General features: G+C 61.0%; 20 protein-coding genes. 13 read left to right on the top strand and 7 right to left on the bottom strand.

The genetic code is table 11. From position 1 onward, the window contains the following. Window positions 1-12: 12 nt before the first annotated feature. The 4 genes from CRO59_RS15755 to fabF all read left to right on the top strand — a co-directional run bounded on the left by CRO59_RS15755 (window position 13) and on the right by fabF (window position 4,755). Window positions 13-2,007 carry a nucleoside-diphosphate sugar epimerase/dehydratase gene (locus tag CRO59_RS15755; RefSeq protein ID WP_097088340.1) on the top strand — a complete coding sequence of 665 codons (1,995 nt, stop codon included), beginning with the start codon at window positions 13-15 and terminating at the stop codon, window positions 2,005-2,007. A 110-nt stretch (window positions 2,008-2,117) separates the two neighbouring features. Continuing rightward, window positions 2,118-2,453 carry a helix-hairpin-helix domain-containing protein gene (locus tag CRO59_RS15750; protein ID WP_097088338.1) on the top strand — a complete coding sequence of 112 codons (336 nt, stop codon included), beginning with the start codon at window positions 2,118-2,120 and terminating at the stop codon, window positions 2,451-2,453. A 212-nt stretch (window positions 2,454-2,665) separates the two neighbouring features. Further along, complete coding sequence (locus tag CRO59_RS15745; protein ID WP_097088337.1) at window positions 2,666-3,463, top strand: SDR family oxidoreductase; 798 nt, start codon at window positions 2,666-2,668, stop codon at window positions 3,461-3,463. A gap of 17 nt (window positions 3,464-3,480) precedes the next feature. Beyond that, window positions 3,481-4,755 carry a beta-ketoacyl-ACP synthase II gene (gene fabF, locus CRO59_RS15740; RefSeq protein WP_097088334.1) on the top strand — a complete coding sequence of 425 codons (1,275 nt, stop codon included), beginning with the start codon at window positions 3,481-3,483 and terminating at the stop codon, window positions 4,753-4,755. On the opposite strand, the gene CRO59_RS15735 is transcribed toward fabF, so the two are convergent. From CRO59_RS15735 to eat, 3 genes are all read right to left on the bottom strand, one after another. Further along, window positions 4,752-5,309, bottom strand: coding sequence for a TetR/AcrR family transcriptional regulator (locus CRO59_RS15735; protein WP_097088332.1), 558 nt, complete (start codon window positions 5,307-5,309; stop codon window positions 4,752-4,754). The genes fabF and CRO59_RS15735 overlap by 4 nt on opposite strands. Before the next feature lie 158 nt (window positions 5,310-5,467). Further along, window positions 5,468-5,635: a DUF2897 family protein gene (locus CRO59_RS15730; protein ID WP_003226857.1), complete on the bottom strand. Its 168-nt coding sequence runs from the start codon at window positions 5,633-5,635 to the stop codon at window positions 5,468-5,470. Between the two features lie 127 nt (window positions 5,636-5,762). After that, window positions 5,763-7,127: an ethanolamine permease gene (gene eat, locus CRO59_RS15725; protein WP_007963671.1), complete on the bottom strand. Its 1,365-nt coding sequence runs from the start codon at window positions 7,125-7,127 to the stop codon at window positions 5,763-5,765. Between the two features lie 399 nt (window positions 7,128-7,526). Between eat and kdpF the strand changes: the two genes are divergently transcribed. The 6 genes from kdpF to CRO59_RS15695 all read left to right on the top strand — a co-directional run bounded on the left by kdpF (window position 7,527) and on the right by CRO59_RS15695 (window position 15,599). Then, window positions 7,527-7,616 carry a K(+)-transporting ATPase subunit F gene (gene kdpF / locus CRO59_RS15720; RefSeq protein WP_007963673.1) on the top strand — a complete coding sequence of 30 codons (90 nt, stop codon included), beginning with the start codon at window positions 7,527-7,529 and terminating at the stop codon, window positions 7,614-7,616. A gap of 8 nt (window positions 7,617-7,624) precedes the next feature. Then, window positions 7,625-9,319 (top strand): potassium-transporting ATPase subunit KdpA, encoded by a 1,695-nt coding sequence (gene kdpA, locus CRO59_RS15715; RefSeq protein ID WP_097088330.1) that lies wholly within the window; start codon window positions 7,625-7,627, stop codon window positions 9,317-9,319. 10 nt (window positions 9,320-9,329) lie between these two features. Further along, on the top strand, window positions 9,330-11,393 hold the full coding sequence (gene kdpB / locus CRO59_RS15710) for a potassium-transporting ATPase subunit KdpB (RefSeq protein ID WP_097088329.1): 2,064 nt from the start codon (window positions 9,330-9,332) through the stop codon (window positions 11,391-11,393). A 131-nt stretch (window positions 11,394-11,524) separates the two neighbouring features. After that, entirely contained in the window at window positions 11,525-12,070 is a 546-nt protein-coding gene (gene kdpC, locus CRO59_RS15705; protein ID WP_097088328.1) for a potassium-transporting ATPase subunit KdpC, read from the top strand. Between the two features lie 130 nt (window positions 12,071-12,200). Beyond that, window positions 12,201-14,852, top strand: a complete 2,652-nt coding sequence (locus tag CRO59_RS15700; protein WP_097088326.1) for a sensor histidine kinase KdpD — start codon at window positions 12,201-12,203, stop codon at window positions 14,850-14,852. Between the two features lie 48 nt (window positions 14,853-14,900). Next, window positions 14,901-15,599: a response regulator gene (locus CRO59_RS15695; protein WP_097088324.1), complete on the top strand. Its 699-nt coding sequence runs from the start codon at window positions 14,901-14,903 to the stop codon at window positions 15,597-15,599. 135 nt (window positions 15,600-15,734) lie between these two features. Here CRO59_RS15695 and CRO59_RS15690 read toward each other — a convergent pair whose 3' ends face one another. Then, window positions 15,735-16,772 (bottom strand): patatin-like phospholipase family protein, encoded by a 1,038-nt coding sequence (locus tag CRO59_RS15690; protein ID WP_047598663.1) that lies wholly within the window; start codon window positions 16,770-16,772, stop codon window positions 15,735-15,737. 216 nt (window positions 16,773-16,988) lie between these two features. On the opposite strand from CRO59_RS15690, the gene CRO59_RS15685 reads away from it, so the two are divergent. The 3 genes from CRO59_RS15685 (at window position 16,989) to CRO59_RS15675 (ending at window position 19,135) form a co-directional block, all read left to right on the top strand. Then, window positions 16,989-17,267, top strand: a complete 279-nt coding sequence (locus CRO59_RS15685; protein WP_041069470.1) for a hypothetical protein — start codon at window positions 16,989-16,991, stop codon at window positions 17,265-17,267. A 79-nt stretch (window positions 17,268-17,346) separates the two neighbouring features. Further along, complete coding sequence (locus tag CRO59_RS15680) at window positions 17,347-18,114, top strand: CHAD domain-containing protein (protein WP_097088322.1); 768 nt, start codon at window positions 17,347-17,349, stop codon at window positions 18,112-18,114. A gap of 226 nt (window positions 18,115-18,340) precedes the next feature. Further along, entirely contained in the window at window positions 18,341-19,135 is a 795-nt protein-coding gene (locus CRO59_RS15675) for an acyl-CoA thioesterase II (RefSeq protein ID WP_027612457.1), read from the top strand. A gap of 5 nt (window positions 19,136-19,140) precedes the next feature. Here CRO59_RS15675 and CRO59_RS15670 read toward each other — a convergent pair whose 3' ends face one another. The 3 genes from CRO59_RS15670 to CRO59_RS15660 all read right to left on the bottom strand — a co-directional run bounded on the left by CRO59_RS15670 (window position 19,141) and on the right by CRO59_RS15660 (window position 22,222). Next, on the bottom strand, window positions 19,141-19,506 hold the full coding sequence (locus tag CRO59_RS15670; protein WP_047295495.1) for an Mpo1-like protein: 366 nt from the start codon (window positions 19,504-19,506) through the stop codon (window positions 19,141-19,143). A 213-nt stretch (window positions 19,507-19,719) separates the two neighbouring features. Beyond that, window positions 19,720-21,201, bottom strand: a complete 1,482-nt coding sequence (locus tag CRO59_RS15665) for a methyl-accepting chemotaxis protein (protein WP_097088320.1) — start codon at window positions 21,199-21,201, stop codon at window positions 19,720-19,722. Window positions 21,202-21,415: 214 nt separating this feature from the next. After that, window positions 21,416-22,222, bottom strand: coding sequence for a TatD family hydrolase (locus CRO59_RS15660; RefSeq protein ID WP_097088317.1), 807 nt, complete (start codon window positions 22,220-22,222; stop codon window positions 21,416-21,418). Between the last annotated feature and the right edge of the window lie 180 nt (window positions 22,223-22,402).

Here is a 22,402-nt window from a genome sequence, read left to right as displayed (position 1 = left end):
CTTGAAGAGTTAATGGATAAGGTCAGAGAGCGTCTCGTTGGACTTCCACGGCGACGCAAACGACTGATACAGGTTGGCACAGACATTTTTCTGGTTTGGGTGGCCCTGTGGTTGGCATTCATCGTGCGCTTGGGTATCGATGATATGTACAACCCCTTCAAAGTCCACTTCTGGCTATTCGCCTGCGCCCCTGTTGTAGCCATTCCATTGTTCATTCGCTTCGGTATGTACCGTGCCGTCATGCGCTATTTTGGCAATGACGCGTTGATCGCGATTATCAAGGCTGTCAGTTTATCTTCGTTGATTCTGGCGGTTGTCGTTTATTGGTACAGCAATCACGAAACGGTTGTGCCTCGCTCGATCATTTTCAATTACTGGTGGTTGAGCCTGGTCATCATTGGCGGGTTGCGGCTATGTATGCGGCAATACTTCATGGGGGACTGGTTTACAGCCGCGCAGCATGTTCCTTTCGCCAACCGCGACGATGGTCTGACCAAAGTTGCGATATATGGCGCAGGTGTAGCAGGCAATCAACTCGTTGCCGCACTGCGCATGGGGCGCGTTATGCGCCCAGTCGCCTTTATCGATGATGATCCGGGTATTTCCGATCGCTCGATCTCAGGCCTGCAGGTATACAAACCCAAGCATATTCAGCAGATGATCGACGTCACAGGGGCGCAGGAAATCCTTCTCGCGTTGCCATCGTCGACTCGTGCTCGTCGCCGGGAAATTCTTAACTTGCTGGAAGGCTTTCCACTGCATGTTCGCAGTGTGCCGAACTTTTCCGATCTGGCGAGTGGCCGGGTCAAGGTCGAAGATATTCAGGAAGTCGATATTGCAGACCTGCTGGGGCGCGATGCCGTTCCAGCTCAGCCTGATCTTCTGGAACGTTGTATCAAAGGCAAGACTGTCATGGTCACTGGTGCCGGTGGTTCTATCGGTTCGGAGTTGTGCCGGCAGATTTTTGCGTTGGAGCCAACCGCGCTTCTGTTGTTCGAACACAGTGAATTCAATCTCTACAACATTCTTTCAGAGCTGGAGCAACGCAGCTCTCGAGAGTCGGCTCCGGTTCGATTGCTTCCCATACTCGGGTCCATACGCCACCAGGACAAATTGCTCGATGTGATGAAAACCTGGAAGGTTGACACGGTTTACCATGCGGCCGCCTACAAGCATGTGCCTATGGTTGAACACAATATTGCCGAAGGTGTGCTCAACAACGTCATTGGCACATTGAACACCGCTCAGGCTGCCTTGCAGTCTGGCGTCGCCAATTTTGTATTGATCTCCACTGATAAAGCTGTACGTCCGACGAATGTGATGGGTAGTACCAAGCGTCTGGCCGAGTTGACGTTGCAGGCGCTGAGCCGCGAAGTTGCCCCGGTGCTGTTCGGCGATAAGGCGAATGTTTCCCGAGTCAATAAAACGCGCTTTACGATGGTGCGATTCGGCAACGTACTGGGATCTTCCGGTTCTGTGATACCGCTGTTCCACAGTCAGATAAAATCCGGTGGGCCGTTGACAGTCACACATCCGAAAATCACGCGCTACTTCATGACTATCCCCGAGGCTGCCCAGCTAGTGATTCAGGCCGGTTCAATGGGGCAGGGGGGCGATGTATTCGTGCTGGATATGGGCGAACCTGTAAAAATCGTAGAGCTGGCGGAGAAAATGATTCATTTGTCCGGACTGAGTATTCGATCCGAGAAAAACCTTCATGGAGACATTTCCATCGAGTTCACGGGGCTGCGTCCAGGCGAAAAACTGTACGAAGAGTTGCTGATCGGTGACAACGTTGTCGCCACCCAGCATCCGATGATCATGAGTGCTCATGAAGATCATTTGAACTGGGATGTACTCAAGGCTCGTTTGACGGACCTTCTCAACGCTGTAAAGGCGGATGACTACTCCCGCGTCCGCCAACTCCTGCGCGAAACTGTCAGCGGTTACACCCCCGACGGCGAAATCGTCGACTGGATCTACCAGCAGCGCCGCCTGGAACCCTGATTGTTTCACATCCTGTAATAGACGCATTTTTGACACCCGCCAACCATCGCCTAAGTTTGGAGAGCAGCTTCGGAAAAGCTGCTTTCCCAAACGATGATGGAGCGTCATTTATGCGTAACGGTTTTTTCTACTCTCTGGTTTTTGCTTTGCTCACCAGTGCTTCAATCGCTGTAGTGGCGGCACCTGCCGTTGTCCAGAACACGGATAAGGCTACGATGGTGAGCGATACCGTTGCGACGTCTACCAGTGAAAAGGTCGATCTCAACGGTGCGGATGCGATAACGCTGCAAAAACAGTTGTCCGGAGTCGGCGAGGCGAAAGCCAAAGCGATTGTTGCGTATCGTGATGCTAATGGGCCATTCGCCTCGGTGGATGAACTGCTTGAAGTGAAGGGTATCGGCAAGGCAATCCTGGATCGCAACCGCGACAAGCTGGAAGTGAACTAAGCTGATTATTCAACGCCAAGGGGCCGGTCATTGACCGGCCTTTCTGCTTTCTGGTGGTAGAGATGCGACAGAGGGAGTGGCGTCGCGTTTGTCGGTGAGCTGAAAATTATGGGTATCATATTGTCTTTGGATTATGCCTATAATAATTTCCGTCACCTCCAGGCCAGTGAGCGTTGGAGGCCTATCTCCCAATATGTTTCAGGAGCGCTCTCATGAGTTCAGTCCAGTCTCAAGGTACCGCTGTCGTCACTGGCGCATCGTCCGGTATCGGTGCCATCTACGCGCAGCGGCTGGCAGCGCGTGGTTTTGATTTGTTGTTGGTTGCCCGTGATCAACAGCGTCTGGAAACCGCTGCGAACCAGTTGCGCGAGGCCCACGGTGTAAAGGTTGAAGTGCTCAAGGCCGACCTGACGCAAAAGAATGATGTCCTCAAACTCCAGCAACGCCTGCGCAGTGATTCGAGCATCAGCCTGTTGGTGAATAACGCGGGGGTCGCAGCCGATGGCCTGCTGGCCAATTCCGATGCCGAGCAACTGGAGCGTCTGATCCAGTTGAACGTCACCGCCGTGACGTTGCTGGCCTCGGCAGCCGCCGCCAGTTTCGCCAAGGCTGGACGCGGCACGATCATCAATATCGCCTCGGTGGTGGCGCTGTTTCCAGAACGCTTCAATGCAACCTACAGCGCGAGTAAAGCCTACGTGTTGAGCCTGACTCAGTCGCTCAACGCCGAGCTCGAAGGCACTGGCGTGAAGGTGCAAGCGGTGCTGCCCGGCGTTACCCGCACTGAAATCTGGGAGCGTTCCGGCATCGACGCCAGCGGCATTCCGGCGGAGATGGTGATGGAGGCCGGCGAGATGGTCGATGCGGCGCTCGCCGGTCTGGATCAGGGCGAGTTGATTACCATCCCTTCGTTGCCGGATGAGGGGGAGTGGCAGGCATTTGTCCGTGCGCGGCATGTCATGGCACCGAATCTGTCGCGCAGCTCCGCGGCCCAACGCTATAAAAATTGATCAGAGGTAACTGCGGTATGAGTCAGCGTCGAATTGTTGTCACCGGTATGGGCCTGGTTTCGCCTTTGGGCAGTGACGTCGAGAGGGTCTGGCAGCGTTTGCTCGCCGGGCGCTCGGGCTTGCGCAATTTGCCGGAGGCGGTGAGCGCAGATCTGCCGACCCGGGTCGCCGGGATGGTGCCAACGGCGGCGGAGGACGTCGAGGCCGGTTTCGATCCGGACCTTGCCACGCCACCCAAGGAACAGAAAAAGATGGATCGCTTCATCCTGTTTGCAATGGAAGCAGCACGGCAGGCGTTGGCGCAAGCCGGATGGCAGCCGTCCGAGGCCAAGGATCAGGAGCGCACCGCGACCATCATCGGCTCCGGTGTTGGTGGGTTCGGTGCAATAGCCGACGCCGTACGCACCACCGACAGTCGTGGCCCGCGTCGGCTGTCGCCGTTCACCATTCCATCGTTTCTGGTCAATCTGGCGGCCGGTCATGTGTCGATCCAGCACGCTTTGAAAGGCCCGCTCGGCGCACCGGTGACTGCTTGTGCTGCCGGGGTCCAGGCAATCGGCGATGCTGCGCGGATGATTCGTGCCGGTGAAGCGGATATCGCGGTTTGCGGCGGCGCGGAAGCCTGCATTGATCGGGTCAGCCTGGCCGGTTTTGCCGCGGCGCGAGCGCTATCCAGCGGTTACAACGACACCCCCGAACGTGCCTCACGACCCTTTGATAGTGGTCGCGATGGTTTCGTGATGGGCGAGGGCGCCGGTCTGCTGGTGATCGAATCGCTGGAGCACGCGCTGGCACGTGGCGCGCAGCCTTTGGCTGAACTGGTCGGTTACGGCACCACTGCCGACGCCTATCACCTCACCGCCGGGCCGGAGGACGGCAGCGGTGCACGACGGGCGATGCAGTTGGCGCTGGCTCAGGCGGGTGTTGCGCCAGATCAGGTGCAGCATCTCAATGCGCATGCGACCTCGACGCCGGTGGGCGATCTTGGTGAGTTGGCAGCGATCAAGGCGCTGTTCGGTACGGAGAATAAAATCGCCGTGACGTCGACCAAATCCGCCACCGGGCATTTGCTCGGCGCTGCCGGCGGGTTGGAAGCGATCTTCACCTTGTTGGCCATCCGCGATCAGGTCGTCCCGCCGACGCTCAACTTCGACAATCCCGATCCTGCGAGTGCCGGGGTAGATATTGTTCACGGTCAGGCGCGGCCGACGCCGATCAAATATGCCCTGTCCAACGGTTTCGGTTTTGGCGGGGTGAATGCCAGTGTGCTGTTCAAGCGTTGGCAGGCTTAGTCCTGTGACTGTTTGAGGTGATCGCGCGTGACGTCGAGGATGCGTTGGGCAAACTCGACGTCAGCGACACTGCGTGACAGCAAGAGCGCGCCGACCAGCGTCGACATGATGACAATGGCCCGGTCGGCGTTGTTGTCGCCCTCGAGGGTGCCTTCGATTTGACTCAGTCGGGCATTGAGTACCGCATCACTGGTCGGGCTCGGCTGGCCGCGCAGACCCAGCTCTGAGGAAATGGTCAGCAGCGGACAGCCTTCGTGCGGGGAGGTCTGATGCCATTCGGACAGGTAGGTGTCGATAAACGCCTGCAGCGGCTGTTCCTTGGCAAAGATCTCGGCGCACAGGCCATCGACTTGATTGCTTGCCTCCTGCAAGGCTTTCTCGACCAGTTCGTCCTTGGATTTGAAGTGCGAATAAAAGCCGCCGTGGGTCAGCCCCAGTGCTTTCATCAAAGGTTGCAGACCGGTAGCACCAATGCCGTCCTTGCGAAAACGCGCCGAGGCTTCCTTGATGATCCGCTGATGGGTTTGAGCTTTATGATCTTGCGAGTAACGCATGTGGAACTCTCCGCAACAAGACCACCATCTTAACCAAGGTAAATGACATGGTGACTGTACTTCTACTTCTTAAAAGCGCGCCGCTGAGTCCAACACGATCCTTGGAGTTAATACGCCGCAAAAAAACAAACCCCGCCGATTCAGGCGGGGTTTTTCGTTCAGCGATCCTGCGCGTCCTTGATGTCCGCTTCGGCATTGCGCTGCGCAACGCGTTTGCGTTCTTCATCGGTCAGTTCAACCTTGTTGGCAGTGTCGCGCAGCATCATCAATCCGCCAACGATCGAGCCGATTGCAACGACCAGAATCAACCAGGCATACCAGGGCATAACGGCTCTCCTTAATGGCAGCTCGACGGGCGAGGGTTTCGCCAGCGACGCTGCATACCACTTTGAGCGAAGTGAGTTCGCAGTGGTTCCATTCTAGGCCGGTTAAGCCCGGTGTACCCGAAATCCCTCAGCGGCCGGTCAGCATCGCATCGGCCGGAGCGTCAGCGCGCAGTTGCCCGGTGAGCAGAAAGTAGCCGAAGCCGACCGCCATGAAGCCAAGGAAAATCAGCCCGATCAGTGCATTGAACCAGGCCATGGCGATCAGACACACCACCGCCAGCACCAGTGCGATCAGCGGAATCAGCGGATAGCACGGCGCACGGAAAGTCCGCTCGAGATTGGGTTCGGATTTACGCAATTTGAACAGGCTGAGCATGCTCATGATGTACATCACGATCGCGCCGAACACGGCCATGGTGATCATCGCCGCAGTGAGGGTCATGCCGCCGAGGTTGATCAAACCATCGCTGTAGATCGCGGCGATGCCGATGATGCCGCCGGCAATGATCGCCCGGTGCGGGGTCTGGAAGCGCGAGAGTTTCGCCAGCGACGCCGGCAGGTAACCGGCGCGGGCGAGGGCGAAGAACTGCCGCGAGTAGCCGAGGATGATCCCGTGGAAACTCGCCACCAGACCGAACAGACCGATCCACACCAGCATGTGCAGCCAGCCGGAATTGTCGCCGACCACGGTCTTCATCGCCTGCGGCAACGGATCGTTGATGTTCGCCAGGGTGCGCCAGTCACCGACGCCGCCCGCGAAGAACATCACGCCCATCGCCAGCAACACCAGGGTCAGGATCCCGCTGATGTAGGCCTTGGGGATCGTGCGCTTCGGATCCTTGGCTTCTTCGGCAGCCATCGCCGCGCCTTCGATGGCGAGGAAAAACCAGATCGCAAATGGAATCGCGGCGAACATCCCGGCAATCGCTGGCGGCCCGAACACATCGGAGCCGGCCCAGCCGTTCAACGCAAAACTGCTGAAGCTGAACGCTGGCGCGACCACACCCATGAACACCAGCAATTCGATCACCGCCAGCACGCAGACGATCAGTTCGAACGTCGCGGCCAGTTTCACCCCGAGGATGTTCAAGGTCATGAACACGATATAGGCGCCGACTGCCGCATGTTTCGGGTCGAGCGCTGGAAATTGCACATTCAGGTAGGCGCCGATCGCCAGCGCAATCGCCGGAGGTGCGAAAACGAATTCGATCAGCGTGGCCAGCCCGGCGATCAGCCCGCCTTTCTCACCGAACGCACGACGGCTGTAAGCGAACGGCCCGCCGGCATGCGGAATCGCCGTGGTCAGTTCAGTGAAGCTGAAGATGAAACAGGTGTACATCGTGGCGACCATGAACGAGGTCACCAGAAAACCCAGCGTGCCGGCCACGCCCCAGCCGTAACTCCAGCCGAAGTATTCGCCGGAAATCACCAGCCCGACGGCGATGCCCCACAGGTGCAAGGTGCCCAGCGTGGGTTTGAGTTGTGTGTTCATGCGCATGCTCCCGGAACGGTTTGGAAAGCTCGGGGAAGGGCGTGTGCAGTGGGCGTGCCATTGCTGGGAGTCAGGTCGTAATGCGCTGAAAGCTGTCGTATCGGGGATGTTCGCGGCTGGATGAGTGTTTTTTGTGCGCCAGTTGGGTGCGATGTTGTCGGTTATGCCGTCTTCGCGAGCAAGCCCGCTCCCACAGGGGAATGCATTTCAAAATGTGGGAGCGAGCCTGCTCGCGAAGAGGCCAGCCCATACGGCGCAAAACCCCGCTGTAACGCGAGCATAAACCCACTCTTTACGCTTTCTTTATGCCCAGCCAACCCCCTCGGTCTCGTTCCTTTACAGCCTCTTTTCCGACAATGCCTCCACACGCGGCAATACGCCGTAAAACGGAGATCTTCCATGAGCGTTCTGGACGGGGTGTCCCTGCTGTTGGCAGCCGGGCTGTTCATTTATCTGTTGGTTGCGCTGTTGCGCGCGGATCGGAACTAGGAGCGGCTATGCACAGTTATGACTATTGGCTGATCCTCGCGTTTTTTGCGGTGGTCTTGCTGCCGGCGCCGTTCCTCGGGCGCTTTTACTACAAGGTTATGGAAGGTCAGCGCACCTGGCTGACGCCGGTTCTCGGCCCGGTCGAGCGCGGTTGCTATCGAATTGCCGGGGTTGATCCGCAGGCTGAACAAAGCTGGCAGAAGTACACGCTGGCCTTGCTCGCGTTTAACCTCGCCGGTTTCCTGCTGCTGTTCGCGATCCTGTTGTTTCAGGATCACCTGCCGCTGAACCCGCAAAACCTGCCGGGCCAGGAATGGACCCAGGCGTTCAACACCGCGGTCAGCTTCATGACCAACACCAACTGGCAGTCCTACAGCGGTGAAGCGACCCTCAGCTACCTGAGCCAGATGGTCGGTCTCACCGTGCAGAACTTCGTCAGTGCCGCCACCGGTCTCGCCGTGCTGGTTGCGCTGTGCCGTGGCATCGGTCGCAAGTCGACCAAGACCCTGGGCAACTTCTGGGTCGACATGACCCGCGCCACCCTCTACGGCCTGCTGCCGCTGTGCCTGCTGCTGGCGCTGTACCTGGTGTGGCAGGGCGTACCGCAGACCTTCGCGCAATATGTGAACGCGGTGACGATGCAGGGCGTTGATCAAGTGATCCCCCTTGGCCCGGCGGCCAGCCAGATTGCGATCAAGCAACTGGGTACCAACGGCGGTGGCTTCTTCGGGGTCAACTCGGCGCATCCATTCGAGAACCCGACCGCGTGGAGCAACCTGTTCGAACTCGCGTCGATCATCCTGATCCCGGTGGCGCTGGTGTTCACCTTCGGTCATTACGTGAAAGACCAGCGTCAGAGCCGCGCGATCATCGCCTGCATGCTCGCACTGTTCCTGATCGGCGGCGCGACTTCGCTGTGGGCCGAATATCAGCCTAACCCGGCGCTGAACAATGTCGCGGTCGAACAGACCGCGCCACTGGAAGGCAAGGAAGCACGCTTCGGTACCACCGCCACCGTGTTGTGGTCGGTGACCACGACTGCGGCGTCGAACGGTTCGGTCAACGGCATGCACGACAGCCTCAACCCGCTTAGCGGCATGGTGGCGCTGGTCAACATGATGGTCGGCGAAGTGATCTTCGGCGGCGTCGGTGCCGGGCTCTACGGCATGTTGCTTAACGTGCTGATCGCAGTGTTCCTCGCCGGTCTGATGATTGGCCGCACACCGGAATACCTCGGCAAGAAACTGCAGGCGCGGGAAGTGCAATTGCTGGTGGTGACCTTGCTGGTGATGCCGGTGGGCGTGCTGGTACTCGGCGCCATCGCGGCGGCTTTGCCTGGCCCGGCGGCGACCATCAGCAACCCCGGCCCGCACGGTTTCAGCCAACTGCTGTACGCCTACACCTCGGCCAGCGCGAACAACGGTTCGGCTTTCGGTGGCCTGAGTGCCAACACGCCGTTCCACAACCTGATGCTCGGTCTGGGCATGTTGATCGGTCGCTTCGGCTACATCCTGCCGGTACTGGCCCTGGCCGGCAGCCTGGTGATGAAGAAAACCGCACCGATCGGCCAGAACAGCTTCCCGACCCACGGCCCGCTGTTCGTGACCCTGTTGACCGTGACCATTTTGCTGGTGGGCGGCCTGACCTTCCTGCCGACTCTGGCGCTCGGTCCGATTGCTGAACACTTGAGCATGGGCTTCTAAGGAATCGATCATGAATATGCATGTTCCTGCAAAACCTGCGGTGCCGACCCAGTCGGCAGAAGCACCGAAAACCGCGATCTCGGCCCTGTGGCGTCCGGCGCTGGTGCAAGCCTTCGTCAAGCTCGACCCGCGCCAGCTGGTGCGTTCGCCCGTGATGCTGGTGGTCGAACTGACGGCGATTTTCACCACCGTGCTGTGCTTCATCCCGGACAACGTCGTGCCGACTTTCGTCGCCGCGCAGATTGCTCTGTGGTTGTGGTTCACCGTGCTGTTCGCCAACTTCGCCGAAGCCTTGGCCGAAGGTCGCGGCAAGGCTCGCGCCGACAGCCTCAAGGCTGGCAGCGAAGGCCTCAGCGCGCGGCGCAAACTGGCCAACGGCAGCTTTCAGGTGGTGCCTGCCGCCAGTCTGCGCAAGGGTGATGTGGTGCGCGTCGAAGCGGGGGAGATGATCCCCGGTGACGGCGAAGTCATCGAAGGGATCGCGGCGGTCAACGAAGCGGCGATCACCGGTGAATCGGCGCCAGTGATTCGCGAGTCCGGCGGCGATCGCTCGGCGGTCACCGGCAACACGCGCCTGGTGTCCGACTGGCTGCTGGTGAAGATCACCGCCAACCCCGGTGAATCGACCCTCGACCGTATGATCGCGCTGGTCGAAGGCGCCAAACGCCAGAAGACCCCGAACGAAGTCGCGCTGGATATCCTGCTGATCGGCCTGACCCTGATCTTCCTGCTGGTGGTGGTGACCCTGCAGCCGTTCGCCCACTTCGCCAACGGCAGCCTGCCGCTGGTGTTCCTGGTGGCGCTGCTGGTCACGCTGATTCCGACCACCATCGGTGGCCTGTTGTCCGCCATCGGTATTGCCGGGATGGATCGACTGGTGCGGCTGAACGTGATCGCCAAATCCGGGCGCGCCGTGGAGGCGGCCGGTGACGTGCACGTGTTGCTGCTGGACAAGACCGGCACCATCACCTTCGGTAACCGCCGTTGCAGCGCGGTGTATGCGGCGCCGGGCGTGAGTGGTCGCGAGTTGGCCGAAGGCGCGTTGTTTGCCTCGCTGGCGGACGAAACCGCCGAAGGCAAATCCATCGTCGAGTACCTGCGCGGTCTGCATCCGCAAACCGAGCCGGCACTGGATACGTTGACTGCCGTGCCGTTCAGTGCGGAAACCCGCTTGTCCGGTGTCGACTATCAGGGCCGCGTGTACCGCAAGGGCGCAGTCGATTCGCTGCTGGCCTTCCTCGGTCAACAACGCTCGGATCTGGCCCCGGCGCTGTCGCGAGAAATCGACAAGATCGCGCAGAGCGGCGGCACGCCGTTGCTGGTCTGCGCCGATGGCAAGTTGCTGGGTGCGATCCATCTCAAGGACGTGGTCAAGCCAGGCATTCGCGAGCGTTTTGCCGAGCTGCGCAAACTGGGGATTCGCACGGTGATGGTCACCGGCGACAACCCGTTGACCGCTGCGGCCATCGCGGCAGAAGCGGGCGTCGATGACGTGCTCGCCGAAGCCACACCGGAGAAGAAACTGGCGCGTATCCGTCTTGAGCAGAACGACGGTCGTCTGGTCGCCATGTGCGGCGACGGCGCCAACGACGCCCCGGCGCTGGCCCAGGCTGACGTCGGCATGGCGATGAACGACGGCACACAAGCCGCGCGCGAAGCGGCGAACATGGTCGACCTCGACAGCGACCCGACCAAGCTGCTGGACGTGGTGCAGATCGGCAAGGAATTGCTGGTGACCCGTGGTGCGCTGACGACGTTTTCCATCGCCAACGACGTGGCCAAATACTTCGCGATTCTGCCGGCGCTGTTCGCCGCGATCTATCCGCAACTGGGTGTGCTGAACATCATGCACTTGACCAGTCCGCAGAGCGCGATCCTCTCGGCGATCGTCTTCAACGCCTTGATCATCGTCGTGCTGATTCCACTGGCACTGCGTGGCGTGCGCGTGCAGGCAGCGAGTGCCGCGGCACTGCTGCGGCGCAACCTGCTGATCTACGGACTGGGCGGGATTCTGGTGCCGTTCGTGGGGATCAAGGCGATCGACATGCTGCTCACGGCTTTGCATTTGGTGTGATCCATTCGCGAGCAGGCTCGCTCCCACATTTGCAATGCGGCCTCCTGTGGGAGCCAGCCTGCTGGCGATGAAGTCGACTCGGTCCACCTGAATTAACGCGGTATCCGCTTTCTGAATTCGAGGATTTTGCAATGTCCACAATGATACGTCCGGCCCTGAGCCTGCTGGTGCTGATGACCCTGATCACCGGCGTGGCCTATCCACTGGTGGTGACCGGCGTTGCGCAGGTCGCTTTCCCTGAACAGGCCAATGGCAGCCTGGTGCACGACGCCGATGGCAAGGTGCGCGGCTCGTCGTTGATCGCCCAGGATTTCGTTGGTGATGCGTGGTTTCATCCGCGTCCTTCGGCGGGCGCCTTCGCGACCGTTTCCAGCAGCGCCAGCAACCTCGCGCCGAGCAATCCGGCGCTGGCCACTCGGGTAATCGACGACGCCAACAAGTTGCAGGTGCCAGGCCAGGGGCCGGTGCCCTTGGCGCTGCTGACCACCTCCGGCAGCGGACTCGATCCGCACTTGCCACCGGCGGCAATTGCCTATCAACTGGCGCGTGTCGCGCAAGCGCGCAACTTGCCGGTGGCGACCTTGCAGCAACTGCTCGATGCGCACATCGAACAGCCGCTGGTGGGGCCGCCGGTGGTGAATGTGCTGGAGCTGAACATGGCGCTGGAAAAACTTTGAACCGGCGGCGCGGCCATTCGCGAGCAGGCTCGCTCCCACAGGAATACGTGTTCCAAATGTGGGAGCGAGCCTGCTCGCGAAGAGGACCGAAAGAACACCGCATAACTATCTGGAAGAGAGAACATCAAGCATGAGCGACTCCGGCCGCGCCGACGCGCTGTTAGCAGACCTGCCCCGCGACGGCCGTGGCCGGCTGAAGATTTTCCTCGGCGCCGCCCCCGGGGTCGGCAAGACCTACGCGATGCTCCAGGCCGCGCACACGCAATTGCGCCAGGGCGTGAAAATCATCGCCGGTGTCGTCGAAACTCACGGCCGCGCGGAGACCGAAGCGCTGCTCGGCGGTTTGCCGCAGCAGCCGCTGGTGCGCTCGGAATACCGTGGCGTGATGCTCGAAGAAATGGACCTCGACGGCCTGCTCGCCGCCAGACCGAAACTGGTGCTGGTTGATGAGCTGGCGCACACCAACGCCCCCGGCAGTCGCCACGCCAAGCGCTGGCAGGATATTCAGGAACTGCTCGCCGCCGGCATCGACGTCTACACCACGGTCAACGTCCAGCACCTGGAAAGCCTCAACGATCAGGTGCGCGGCATCACCGGCGTGCAGGTGCGCGAAACCCTGCCGGACTGGGTGCTGCAGGAAGCCTACGAACTGCTGCTGATCGACCTGCCACCGCGCGAGCTGCTGGAGCGTCTGCGCGAAGGCAAGGTCTACGTGCCGGAACAGGCGCGGGCGGCGATCGATGCGTTTTTCACCCAGACCAACCTCACCGCGCTGCGCGAACTGGCGATGCAAACGGCGGCCGCGCAGGTCGATAACGATCTCGCTCAAGGCTACCGCCAACTTGGTCAGGCAGCTCCAGCGGTGCGCGGGCGTTTGCTGGTCGGCGTTGATGGCGATGCGCATGCCGAACGCCTGGTGCGTCACGCCAGCCGCGTGGCCCAGCGTCGGCATTTACCGTGGAGTCTGGTGCATGTCGACAACGGCACAGTGCGCGACGAGCAATCGCGCCTGCGCCTGCAAAATGCCCAGCAACTGGCCGAACGCCTCGGCGGCGAAGTGGTATTGCTGCGCGCCGGCGAAGTGGCGAAAACCCTGATCCAGCATGCTGCCGAACGCCGGGCGAGTCTGCTGTTGGTCGGCCAGTCGCGGCCGAGTCTGCGCCGTCGCCTGTTCGGTGGCGGGCTCGCAGCGCGTTTGCTTCGTCAGGCCCACGGCCTGGAAATCAACGTCCTCGACAACGACCATGAACACCCGCAACCGCGTCTGCGGGCGACGCCGACGCTGGTCTGGTTCGACTATCTGTTGGCGCTGGTTGCCACGCTGTTGGCCAGTGCCCTGGCCTGGGCGGTATCGAGTATTTTGCCGCTACCGAACATCTCGCTGGTGTTCCTCGCGGCGGTGCTGCTGGTGGCGGTGCGCAGCAGTCTGGGCCCGGCGCTGGCCTGCGCGGCGCTATCGTTTCTGACCTACGATTTTTTGTTTATTCCGCCGAATTTTTCCTTCGCCATCCAGCGCGAAGAAGATGTTCTGACCTTGCTGTTCTTCCTGCTGATGGCGGCGCTCACTGGTAACCTCGCGGCGCGTCAGCGGCGGCAGTTGCAGGCGTTGCGCGATACGCAGGAAGAGACCACAGAGCTGCTCGATCTGTCGCGCAAACTGACTGCGGCGACGGATCGTCAGGCGGTGATCAGCGCTGCTGCGCAGCACCTCAACGGCTGGAGCGATCTGCAATTGTGCCTGCTCAACCGCGACGGCCAGGGCGGCTGGAAAGTCGAGACCGGCGGGCCTCTGGAATTCAGCGAATCGGAACGCGCCGCCGCCGACTGGGCCTGGCAACACGATCAACCGGCCGGCATGGGCACCGGCACGTTGCCGTTCGGTCGCTGGTGGTGGTGGCCGCTGTCGGTGGAGGACGGGCCGCTGGCGCTGCTCGGGGTCTGCGCCAAAGAGGGCCAGACCTTGAGCGGCCAGCGTCGACGCCTGCTCACCGCGTTGAGTCAGCCACTGGCGCAGGCACTGGCGCGGGCGCAACTGGCGGACGATCTGGAAGCCGCGCGCCTGCACGGTGAAACCGAGCAGTTGCGCAGTGCGCTGCTGGCCTCGGTATCGCATGATCTGCGCACACCGCTGACCGCCATGCGCGGCAGCATCGACAGCCTGCTGGCCCTCGGCGAAGCCATTCCGCTGGAGGATCGCCGCGAGTTGCTCGAAGGCACCCGCGACGAAGCCGAACGCCTCGACCGCTACATTCAGAACCTGCTGGACATGACCCGCCTCGGCCACGGTGCATTGAAACTCGCGCGCGACTGGGTGGCGCCCGCGGACATCGTCGGCAGCTCGCTCAATCGCCTGCGTGCGGTGCTCGCGCCGTTGCAGGTCAGTACCGATGTGCCGTCCGAGTTGCCGCTGCTGTTCGTGCATGCGGCGCTGATCGAGCAGGCGCTGGTCAATGTGCTGGAAAACGCCGCACGCTTTTCGCCGGCTCACGGTCGTTTGCAACTGAGTGCCGGGGCGAGTGAAGACGAGATTTTCTTCACGGTCAGCGATGAAGGGCCGGGGATTCCCGAAGAGGAGCGGGCGAAGATTTTCGACATGTTCTACACCGCCGCACGCGGTGATCGCGGCGGACAGGGCACGGGGCTGGGGCTGGCGATCTGTCAGGGCATGGTGGGTGCGCATGGCGGGCGCATCAGCGTCGCCGACGGCATCGACGGGCACGGCACCAGCATCACCCTGCACCTGCCATTGCAGACGCAACCGGGGATGGACAATGAAGCCTGATCGCGACTGCGCTACTCTCTTGCCAATCTTTTGTGTTGATGTGAATTCATGAGCCAGACCGCGACCATTTTGGTCATCGATGACGAACCGCAGATCCGTAAATTCCTGCGCATCAGCCTCGCCTCACAAGGCTACAAAGTGCTGGAGGCCGGCACCGGTGCCGAAGGCCTGGCCCAGGCCGCGCTGAACAAGCCCGACTTGCTGGTGCTCGACCTCGGCCTGCCGGACATGGACGGCCAGCAGGTGCTGCGCGAGTTTCGCGAATGGGCCACCGCGCCGGTGCTGGTGCTTTCGGTGCGGGCCAGCGAAGGGCAGAAAGTCCAAGCGCTGGATGGCGGCGCCAATGACTACGTGACCAAGCCGTTCGGCATTCAGGAGTTTCTCGCCCGGGTCCGCGCGTTGTTGCGTCAGGCACCGGCCGGCGAGGCCCAGCAAGCGGCGCTGACGTTCGGCCCGTTGACCGTGGACCTGGCCTATCGACGAGTGCTGCTCGACGGTGCCGAAGTGGCGCTGACCCGCAAGGAATATGCGGTGCTGGCGCAACTGGCGCGGCACCCGGGGCGGGTGATCACCCAGCAGCAATTGCTCAAGGATATCTGGGGGCCGACGCATACCGAGGACAGTCACTACTTGCGGATTGTGGTCGGGCATTTGCGCCAGAAGCTGGCGGATGATCCGACCCGGCCGCGGTTTATTGTGACGGAGGCGGGGGTTGGGTATCGGCTGTTGAGTGACAACAATCTGTAGGTTTTGTGTCGCCTGGTCTGGCCTCATCGCGAGCAGGCTCACTCCTACAAGGTTTTTGTGAACGGCGCAGATCCAATGTAGGAGTGAGCCTGCTCGCGATGAGGGCCTTACATCCAGCGGAGACCTTTCAGATACTCAACCCTGCTCACTTTCATACCGATCCAGCGTATCCCGCGCAATTTCCCGCCCCAGCGCGATCAGTTCCGGCGCCTTGTAGAACTCGAAAAACCGGCACACGCGCTTCGGCACATTGATCAGAATGTCCGGCGGATAGCCGGCGATCTTGTATTGCGCCAACGAGGTCTGCATCACCTCGAAACTCTGGTTGATCAGGTCCAGCAGTGACGCCGGCCCGACGTTGTCGATGATGAAAGAACCGGTGGCGGACTTCGGCGCGCCTTCGCGCTCAGGGGCGGCTGCCGGTTGCTGACTTTCCGGTTCGCTGCCTTCCAGCCACGGGTTGATGTCGGCGGCTTCGGCGCGCAGCGCTTCCTGTTCCAGCAACAGCAATTGCTCGGCCTGTTTGCGGCGGAACGGCATCTTCGAACCCAGCGAACTGAGCAAACTGTCGAAGCGCGAACGAAACGCGGGCGGGCGCTGGATCACCGGCAATTTGTAGTGGCGCTGGTTGGTCGCGTTGAGGTTGACCGCGATGATCAGGTCGCAGTGGCTGGAGACCACCGGCACGATCGGCAACGGGTTGAGAATGCCGCCGTCCACCAGCATCCGGTTGCCTTGCATCACCGGGGTGAACAGGCTGGGAATTGCCGCCGAGGCGCGCATCGCCTGATGCAGGCAGCCTTCCTGAAACCAGATTTCCTGCTGGTTGGTGAGGTCGGCGGCGACGGCGGTGTAGGGAATGCGCAGGTCTTCGATATTGATCTCGCCGACGATCTTGCGGATCTGCCCGAAGACCTTTTCGCCACGAATTGCGCCGAGGCGAAAACTCACGTCTACCAGCCGCAGCACATCCAGATAGTCGAGGGTTTCGATCCAGGTGCGGTACTCGTCAAGTTTGCCCGCCGCATAGATCCCGCCGACCACCGCGCCCATCGAACAACCGGCAATGCAGGCAATGTCGTAACCGCGTCTTTCGATCTCCTCAATGACCCCGATATGGGCATAGCCCCGGGCGCCACCGGAGCCCAGCACCAGTGCGACACGCTTTTTCATCAAACTTCCTCCCGACAAGGCTCCACAATGCACCCTTCGGGGGGCGGGCGACAATCGGCAGGGTCGCTGGAGACGGCAGGAGCGTCGTTTTTTCGATACTCCGTGACCGCTCGGCGCTATGCTTTGGTCGCCGCAGATTCATGGGGCGCCAAGGCACTTTTCCCGCGCCGCAACGTCTTACCTGCACGACTGTTGACCTATTTTGAGGTGTGAGTGATGAAAGCCTGGATCTGTGTGCCGTTGATCGCCCTGGCATTGGCCGGTTGCGCGGGCAAGACTGCTTATCGTGACAGCTGTGGCAGTCAGCTGGATGCGGCGTGGCATGAACTGGACCTGGCCAAGGCCGAGGGTTTCGCCGGCACGGTCAGCTACTCCAAGGCGCTGTCGTTGCTGACGGCGGCCAAGACTCAGCAGCAATTCGAAGGCTTTGAAGGCTGCAGCAAAAAGGCCGAGAAAGCCCGTTTCTATATTCGCGAATCCCGCGCAGGGCGCTAAGCTGCTGACTTGACGCAAGGATGCGCCTGCCTTCTGACGGCAGACTCATCCTTCAAGCCATGTGAATCAGGAGCAAGTGATGTCTGCGTTGGTGGATGGGTTGGTGGCTCATGTCCTGAGCTTGGAAGTGCGGCTGCTGGCCTGTCAGGCGCGACTGACTGCGCGTACCGACCCTGAGGCGCTGCACGACTTGCGCACCACGGTGCGGCGCTTGCGCAGCCTGTTGCGACCCTTGCGTGGTTTGCCCGGAGTCGAGCAACTGGAAGGTGCCGCCTCGGCGGTCGGTCAGTTGACCACCCCGTGGCGCGATCGCGAGGTACTGGCGGCGTACCTGCTCAAGCATGATCAACCGCAAGCCGCACAGCGACGCATGGCGCAAATGGACGAAGCCTATCCAGCATTGGCAGCGAGCGCCGAAGTGGCTTCGCTGCTGATTATCCTCGATGCCTTCCCGCGATTCCTGCGTGCTTCCGAGCGTCAGGGGCTGCTCAAGGATCTGGGCAAACGCATCGAAAAACGCCTGCACAAACAATGGAAGAAGCTCGACGAGGCCCTGCACGATCCGGCCCACGACCGCCATCGTCTGCGCTTGCTGATCAAGCGCGTGCGTTATGGCATCGAAGCCTATCCGGAACTCGATCGCCTGCCTGAGCCGGCGCTGGCGCGGTTGAAGTCGGCGCAGGGCGCGCTGGGTGACTGGCACGATTGCTGGCAGTGGCTGGCGCGGGCCGAACTGGAAAGCGATCTGCAACCCTGCGTCGCGACCTGGCAGGCAGGCCTGATCAAGGCTGAAGCCAAGGCGGATCGGGTGCTGGATAAACTCAGTTCAAGCTGCTTCAAATCCTGAATCCACTCAGATCCCCTGTGGGAGCGGGCTTGCTCGCGAAAGCGGTGTGTCAGTCACAGATGTGTCTACTGATACACCGCTTTCGCGAGCAAGCCCGCTCCCACATTCGAATATCTTCCTGACCTTAAGGCCTTTCTGTCAGTCCATTTGACCGGAATAGACGCTGCGGCGCTCTGCCATGCTGGTTAAGATCGCTGCATCCCTTTTTTCGCTTGCCGAGGTTGTCATGCGCTTTTCCGATCTGATCGAGGCGGTCCGTCGCCAGCCAGAAGTGACCATTCCCGCCGAGTGGGGTCAGGGGCGAGCCAGTTTTGGTGGCCTGGTGGCGGCGCTGCAATACGAGACCATGCGCGCGAATGTGCCGGCGGATCGCCCGGTGCGTTCGTTGGCGATCACTTTTGTCGGCCCGGTCGAGCCGGAAATTCCGGTGCGTTTCGAAGTTGACGTGTTGCGCGAAGGTAAAGCGGTCAGCCAGGTGCTGGGCCGGGCTGTGCAGAACGGTCAGGTGGTGACAATTGTGCAGGGCAGCTTCGGCGCTTCGCGACCTTCGGAAGTGGCCGTTGCCGCCTATCCGGCAGCCGAAATGAAACACTGGGACGAATGCCAGGAGTTGCCCTACATCAAGGGCGTGACCCCGGAATTCATGCGGCATCTGGCGATGCGCTGGAGTGTCGGCGGCATGCCGTTCACCGGCAACACATCGCGGCAGATGGGCGGCTGGGTACGTTTGCGTGGGGACGTCAAGGAAGAACCGGTCAATGAGGCGCATCTGCTGGCGCTGGTGGATGCCTGGCCACCGGCCTTGTTGCCGTACCTGAAGAAACCGGCACCGGGCAGCACGCTGACCTGGACCATCGAATTCGTGCAACCGCTACGCGACCTGAGCACGCTGGACTGGTGCAAATACCTGGCAGACATCGAATACGCCGCCGACGGCTACGGCCATGTCGCCGCCAAGCTGTGGAGCGCGGAGGGGGAGTTGATCGCCATGAGTCGGCAGACTGTGACGATTTTTGCCTGAATCATTCAATGCCGACGGTGGCGCTCCCGCCAGGCGCGCCACCAGCCGCCGCTGAGGAAAAACCGCGGAAAGGTCAGGAACTGCTCGACCAGCAAGCGTGACACGGCATCTTTGCGATCGCTGAACGGCTCGGAGGCTTGCGCCTCCAGGCTGTGGCCGTGGCGCTGCAGACCCAGCGCCGCGACGATACCGATCACACCGATCGCCACACTCGCCAGACTCAGGCTGAACACGCCGGACACGATCAACAGAAACGCGACGATGAACAGCGGCACGGCAATCAAGTGCAGCACCAGATTGGTCGGGTGCTGGTGATTGTTCGGGTACGCGCGCCATTGCCACGCGGGAAGGTTGGGGTGACGTTTGCCCATGTTGACTACTCCTCGATCCATGTTGAACACATGCTTGAAGAATAGGCCGGGGCGGGTGGGGCGGCGAATCAAGGTTGGCTATGGTGGTGATAGGTGCAATGGCTGGATTCGATGGTGTTGCAATTGACGCCATCGCGAGCAGGCTCACTCCTACAAAGGATCTGCTGCGCACACAAATCCCCTGTAGGAGTGAGCCTGCTCGCGATGAGTCCCTTAAAGTTTGAGTTGACCGATGGCCTTGCTCAATTCCCCGGCCAACGTTGCCAACTCATTGCTGGTGGTCGCTGAATCCACGGTCTGTTGCACGGTGTTTTCGGTCACATCACGAATGCTCACCACCGCCCGATTCATCTCCTCGGCCACCTGACTCTGCTGCTCCGCCGCCACCGCAATCTGCGTGTTGCTCTCGCGCATCTGCGCCACCGCGCCAGTGATTTCCGCCAGCGCCTCGCCCGCCTCCTGCGCCTGCTGCACGCAGTCATCGGCCTTGTACGAACTCTCCTGCATGAAGTCCACCGCATCGCGGGTGCCGGCCTGCAGCGCTGAGACCATGGTGGTGATTTCATCGGTCGAGGTCTGCACGCGCTTGGCGAGATTGCGCACCTCGTCGGCGACCACCGCAAAACCGCGGCCCATCTCGCCGGCACGCGCCGCTTCGATGGCGGCGTTGAGCGCCAGCAGGTTGGTTTGCTCGGCGATGCTGTGAATCACGCTGACTACGCCGTTGATCTTCTGGCTGTCTTCGGCCAGGCGCTGGATCATTTCCGCAGTCTGCTGCACGCCGCTGGAGAGTCCGGCAATCGACTGCTGCACACGGCTGACCACTTGCTGACCGCTGCCGGCCAGACCATCGGCGGTCTGCGACAGATCGCGGGTGGCACCGGCGTGCTGGGCGATGTGATAAACCGTGGCAGTCATTTCATTGATTGCGGTGGCAGCCTGATCGGTCTCGCTCTGTTGACCGAGCATGCCGTGGCGCACTTCGTTCATGCTCGCCGCCAGACGCGCAGCGCCGACGTCGAGTTGCCGCGCGGTGTTGGCAACGGTGGTGACCACGCGTTGATAACCGGCCTGCATCGCGTTGAACGCATTGGCCATCTGCCCGACTTCGTCCTTGCAGGCCAGCGGCACGCGGGCCGAAAGGTCACCACTTTTCTCGACGTGCAGCATCACGTCTTTCAAGGTGTTGAGCTGACTGAGCAGGAAGCGGATCAGCAACTGCGAAGCGCCGAGCATGGCCAGCATCAGGATGAACACCGCCACCGCGTAGTTGGCAAAGCGTTCACTGAACACTTGCGCCAGGCTCGGGCCATAGGCGATGACCGCGACTTGCTCGCCGTCGCCACGGCTGAACACTTCAGCGCCCAGCAGCGGGTTGTTGCCGAACAGCGGCAGATGATTGATCTCGTTCCAGCCGTTGCTATCGCTGATCTCCAGCACGGGTTGATCGTTGAGGCGCGGCGCTTCACCGCGTTTGAAGGTCAGTACCTGATCGGCCTTGGGCAACGCCTGCCCGGTCGGCCAGGCCTTGAGCAATTGTGCCTGGGCTTGCGCGGAGGTTTTCGACGCGTGACTGCGTGCCTGCTGCTCAAGCTGCACGGCATACAGCACCAGCAGCAGGGTGGTGACGAAAGCGACCGCATTGACCGCCCAGAATTTGTATTTCAGCGAGATATTGCTAAGCCAGGCACCCATGGAGGTCTTCTCTGATAGCGGAAACAGTTTTGGCAAGGTGCCAGCATTGTGCCGCTATGCAGATCTGAAGATCTTGATACAGGTCAACAGGTTCTACGCTGAGCCCCTTTGTGGGAGCGGGCTTGCTCGCGAATGCGGTGTGTCATTCAGCTCATTTCTGCCTGATACACCGCTTTCGCGAGCAAGCCCGCTCCCACAGGGGGATTCTGGCGTGTCAGGGCAGGGCGGGGAGGTTGAAGAACGCGCGGGCACACGCCGTTGTGTGCGCAGCCAGATCTTCCTCGGTCTCGCCCCGATGCAGCGCCACTTCGCGCAGCACCTCGGTCAGATACGCCGGTTCATTGCGGCCGTTCTTCGGCTTTGGGCGCAAGGTGCGAGGCAACAGGTACGGCGCGTCGCTTTCGAGCATCAGTCGTCCGCGCTTGATCTCCTTGACCAGCGGGTGCAGATGCGTGCCCCGGCGCTCGTCGCAGATCCAGCCGGTGATGCCGATGTGCAGGTCCAGATCGAGGTAACTGAACAGGGCTTTTTGCTCGCCGGTAAAGCAGTGCACCACGGCGGCGGGCAGTTGATCGCGGAAGTCCCTGAGGATTTCCAGCAGACGCTGACTGGCATCCCGCTCATGCAGGAACACCGGCAATTGCAGTTCTACCGCCAGCGCCAGATGTTCTTCGAGGACTTTTTCCTGTTGCGGGCGCGGCGAGAAATCACGGTTGAAATCCAGTCCGCATTCACCCACGGCGACCACGTTTGGCTCTTGCAGCAGACTGCGCAAACGACGCGCGCTGTCAGCGTTCCAGTCACTGGCCGAATGCGGGTGAATGCCAGCGGTGGCAAACAGCCGCTGGCCGCTTTGATCCAGTTGCCGGCAGAGCTCCAGCGCCTGTTCGCTACCCTCGACGCTGGTGCCGGTCAGCACCAGTTGGCAGACCCCGGCAGCGTAGGCGCGGTCGAGCACGGCCTGATGTTTTTCGGCGAAACTGGGGTTGGTCAGGTTGACGCCGATATCGATGAGTTGCATGGTTCTACCTCGGGCCGAAGGCCGGAAAGCATACCAGAGCTGTAGATTTATAAGAAAAGCCAAGAACTACAACGAGTTATAGCTGTCTTTTGATGCCGTGACGTAGCCCGGGTTGGCAGCAAAGCCATCACTGTGCCAGTCTCTCGCACTTTGCCAGCGCTCCAGGCGCTCTGTTTTCGT

Source organism: Pseudomonas sp. LAMO17WK12:I5 (genome assembly GCF_900215165.1).
GTDB classification, from domain to species: domain Bacteria; phylum Pseudomonadota; class Gammaproteobacteria; order Pseudomonadales; family Pseudomonadaceae; genus Aquipseudomonas; species Aquipseudomonas putida_A.
Note: the sequence above shows the minus strand (reverse complement) of the source record. Positions and strands in the feature narration are given on the sequence as shown.

Bases quoted from the DNA above. Each gene is read 5' to 3' on its own strand.
- kdpA (WP_097088330.1), top strand. From the start codon at position 7,625: ATGCACAGTTATGACTATTGGCTGATCCTCGCGTTTTTTGCGGTGGTC.
- CRO59_RS15695 (WP_097088324.1), top strand. From the start codon at position 14,901: ATGAGCCAGACCGCGACCATTTTGGTCATCGATGACGAACCGCAGATC.
- CRO59_RS15750 (WP_097088338.1), top strand. From the start codon at position 2,118: ATGCGTAACGGTTTTTTCTACTCTCTGGTTTTTGCTTTGCTCACCAGT.
- CRO59_RS15675 (WP_027612457.1), top strand. From the start codon at position 18,341: ATGCGCTTTTCCGATCTGATCGAGGCGGTCCGTCGCCAGCCAGAAGTG.
- CRO59_RS15730 (WP_003226857.1), bottom strand. From the start codon at position 5,635: ATGCCCTGGTATGCCTGGTTGATTCTGGTCGTTGCAATCGGCTCGATC.
- CRO59_RS15700 (WP_097088326.1), top strand. From the start codon at position 12,201: ATGAGCGACTCCGGCCGCGCCGACGCGCTGTTAGCAGACCTGCCCCGC.
- kdpB (WP_097088329.1), top strand. From the start codon at position 9,330: ATGAATATGCATGTTCCTGCAAAACCTGCGGTGCCGACCCAGTCGGCA.
- kdpC (WP_097088328.1), top strand. From the start codon at position 11,525: ATGTCCACAATGATACGTCCGGCCCTGAGCCTGCTGGTGCTGATGACC.
- fabF (WP_097088334.1), top strand. From the start codon at position 3,481: ATGAGTCAGCGTCGAATTGTTGTCACCGGTATGGGCCTGGTTTCGCCT.
- CRO59_RS15660 (WP_097088317.1), bottom strand. From the start codon at position 22,222: ATGCAACTCATCGATATCGGCGTCAACCTGACCAACCCCAGTTTCGCC.
- CRO59_RS15735 (WP_097088332.1), bottom strand. From the start codon at position 5,309: ATGCGTTACTCGCAAGATCATAAAGCTCAAACCCATCAGCGGATCATC.
- CRO59_RS15670 (WP_047295495.1), bottom strand. From the start codon at position 19,506: ATGGGCAAACGTCACCCCAACCTTCCCGCGTGGCAATGGCGCGCGTAC.
- CRO59_RS15680 (WP_097088322.1), top strand. From the start codon at position 17,347: ATGTCTGCGTTGGTGGATGGGTTGGTGGCTCATGTCCTGAGCTTGGAA.
- CRO59_RS15755 (WP_097088340.1), top strand. From the start codon at position 13: ATGGATAAGGTCAGAGAGCGTCTCGTTGGACTTCCACGGCGACGCAAA.
- CRO59_RS15745 (WP_097088337.1), top strand. From the start codon at position 2,666: ATGAGTTCAGTCCAGTCTCAAGGTACCGCTGTCGTCACTGGCGCATCG.
- CRO59_RS15690 (WP_047598663.1), bottom strand. From the start codon at position 16,772: ATGAAAAAGCGTGTCGCACTGGTGCTGGGCTCCGGTGGCGCCCGGGGC.
- kdpF (WP_007963673.1), top strand. From the start codon at position 7,527: ATGAGCGTTCTGGACGGGGTGTCCCTGCTGTTGGCAGCCGGGCTGTTC.
- eat (WP_007963671.1), bottom strand. From the start codon at position 7,127: ATGAACACACAACTCAAACCCACGCTGGGCACCTTGCACCTGTGGGGC.
- CRO59_RS15685 (WP_041069470.1), top strand. From the start codon at position 16,989: ATGAAAGCCTGGATCTGTGTGCCGTTGATCGCCCTGGCATTGGCCGGT.
- CRO59_RS15665 (WP_097088320.1), bottom strand. From the start codon at position 21,201: ATGGGTGCCTGGCTTAGCAATATCTCGCTGAAATACAAATTCTGGGCG.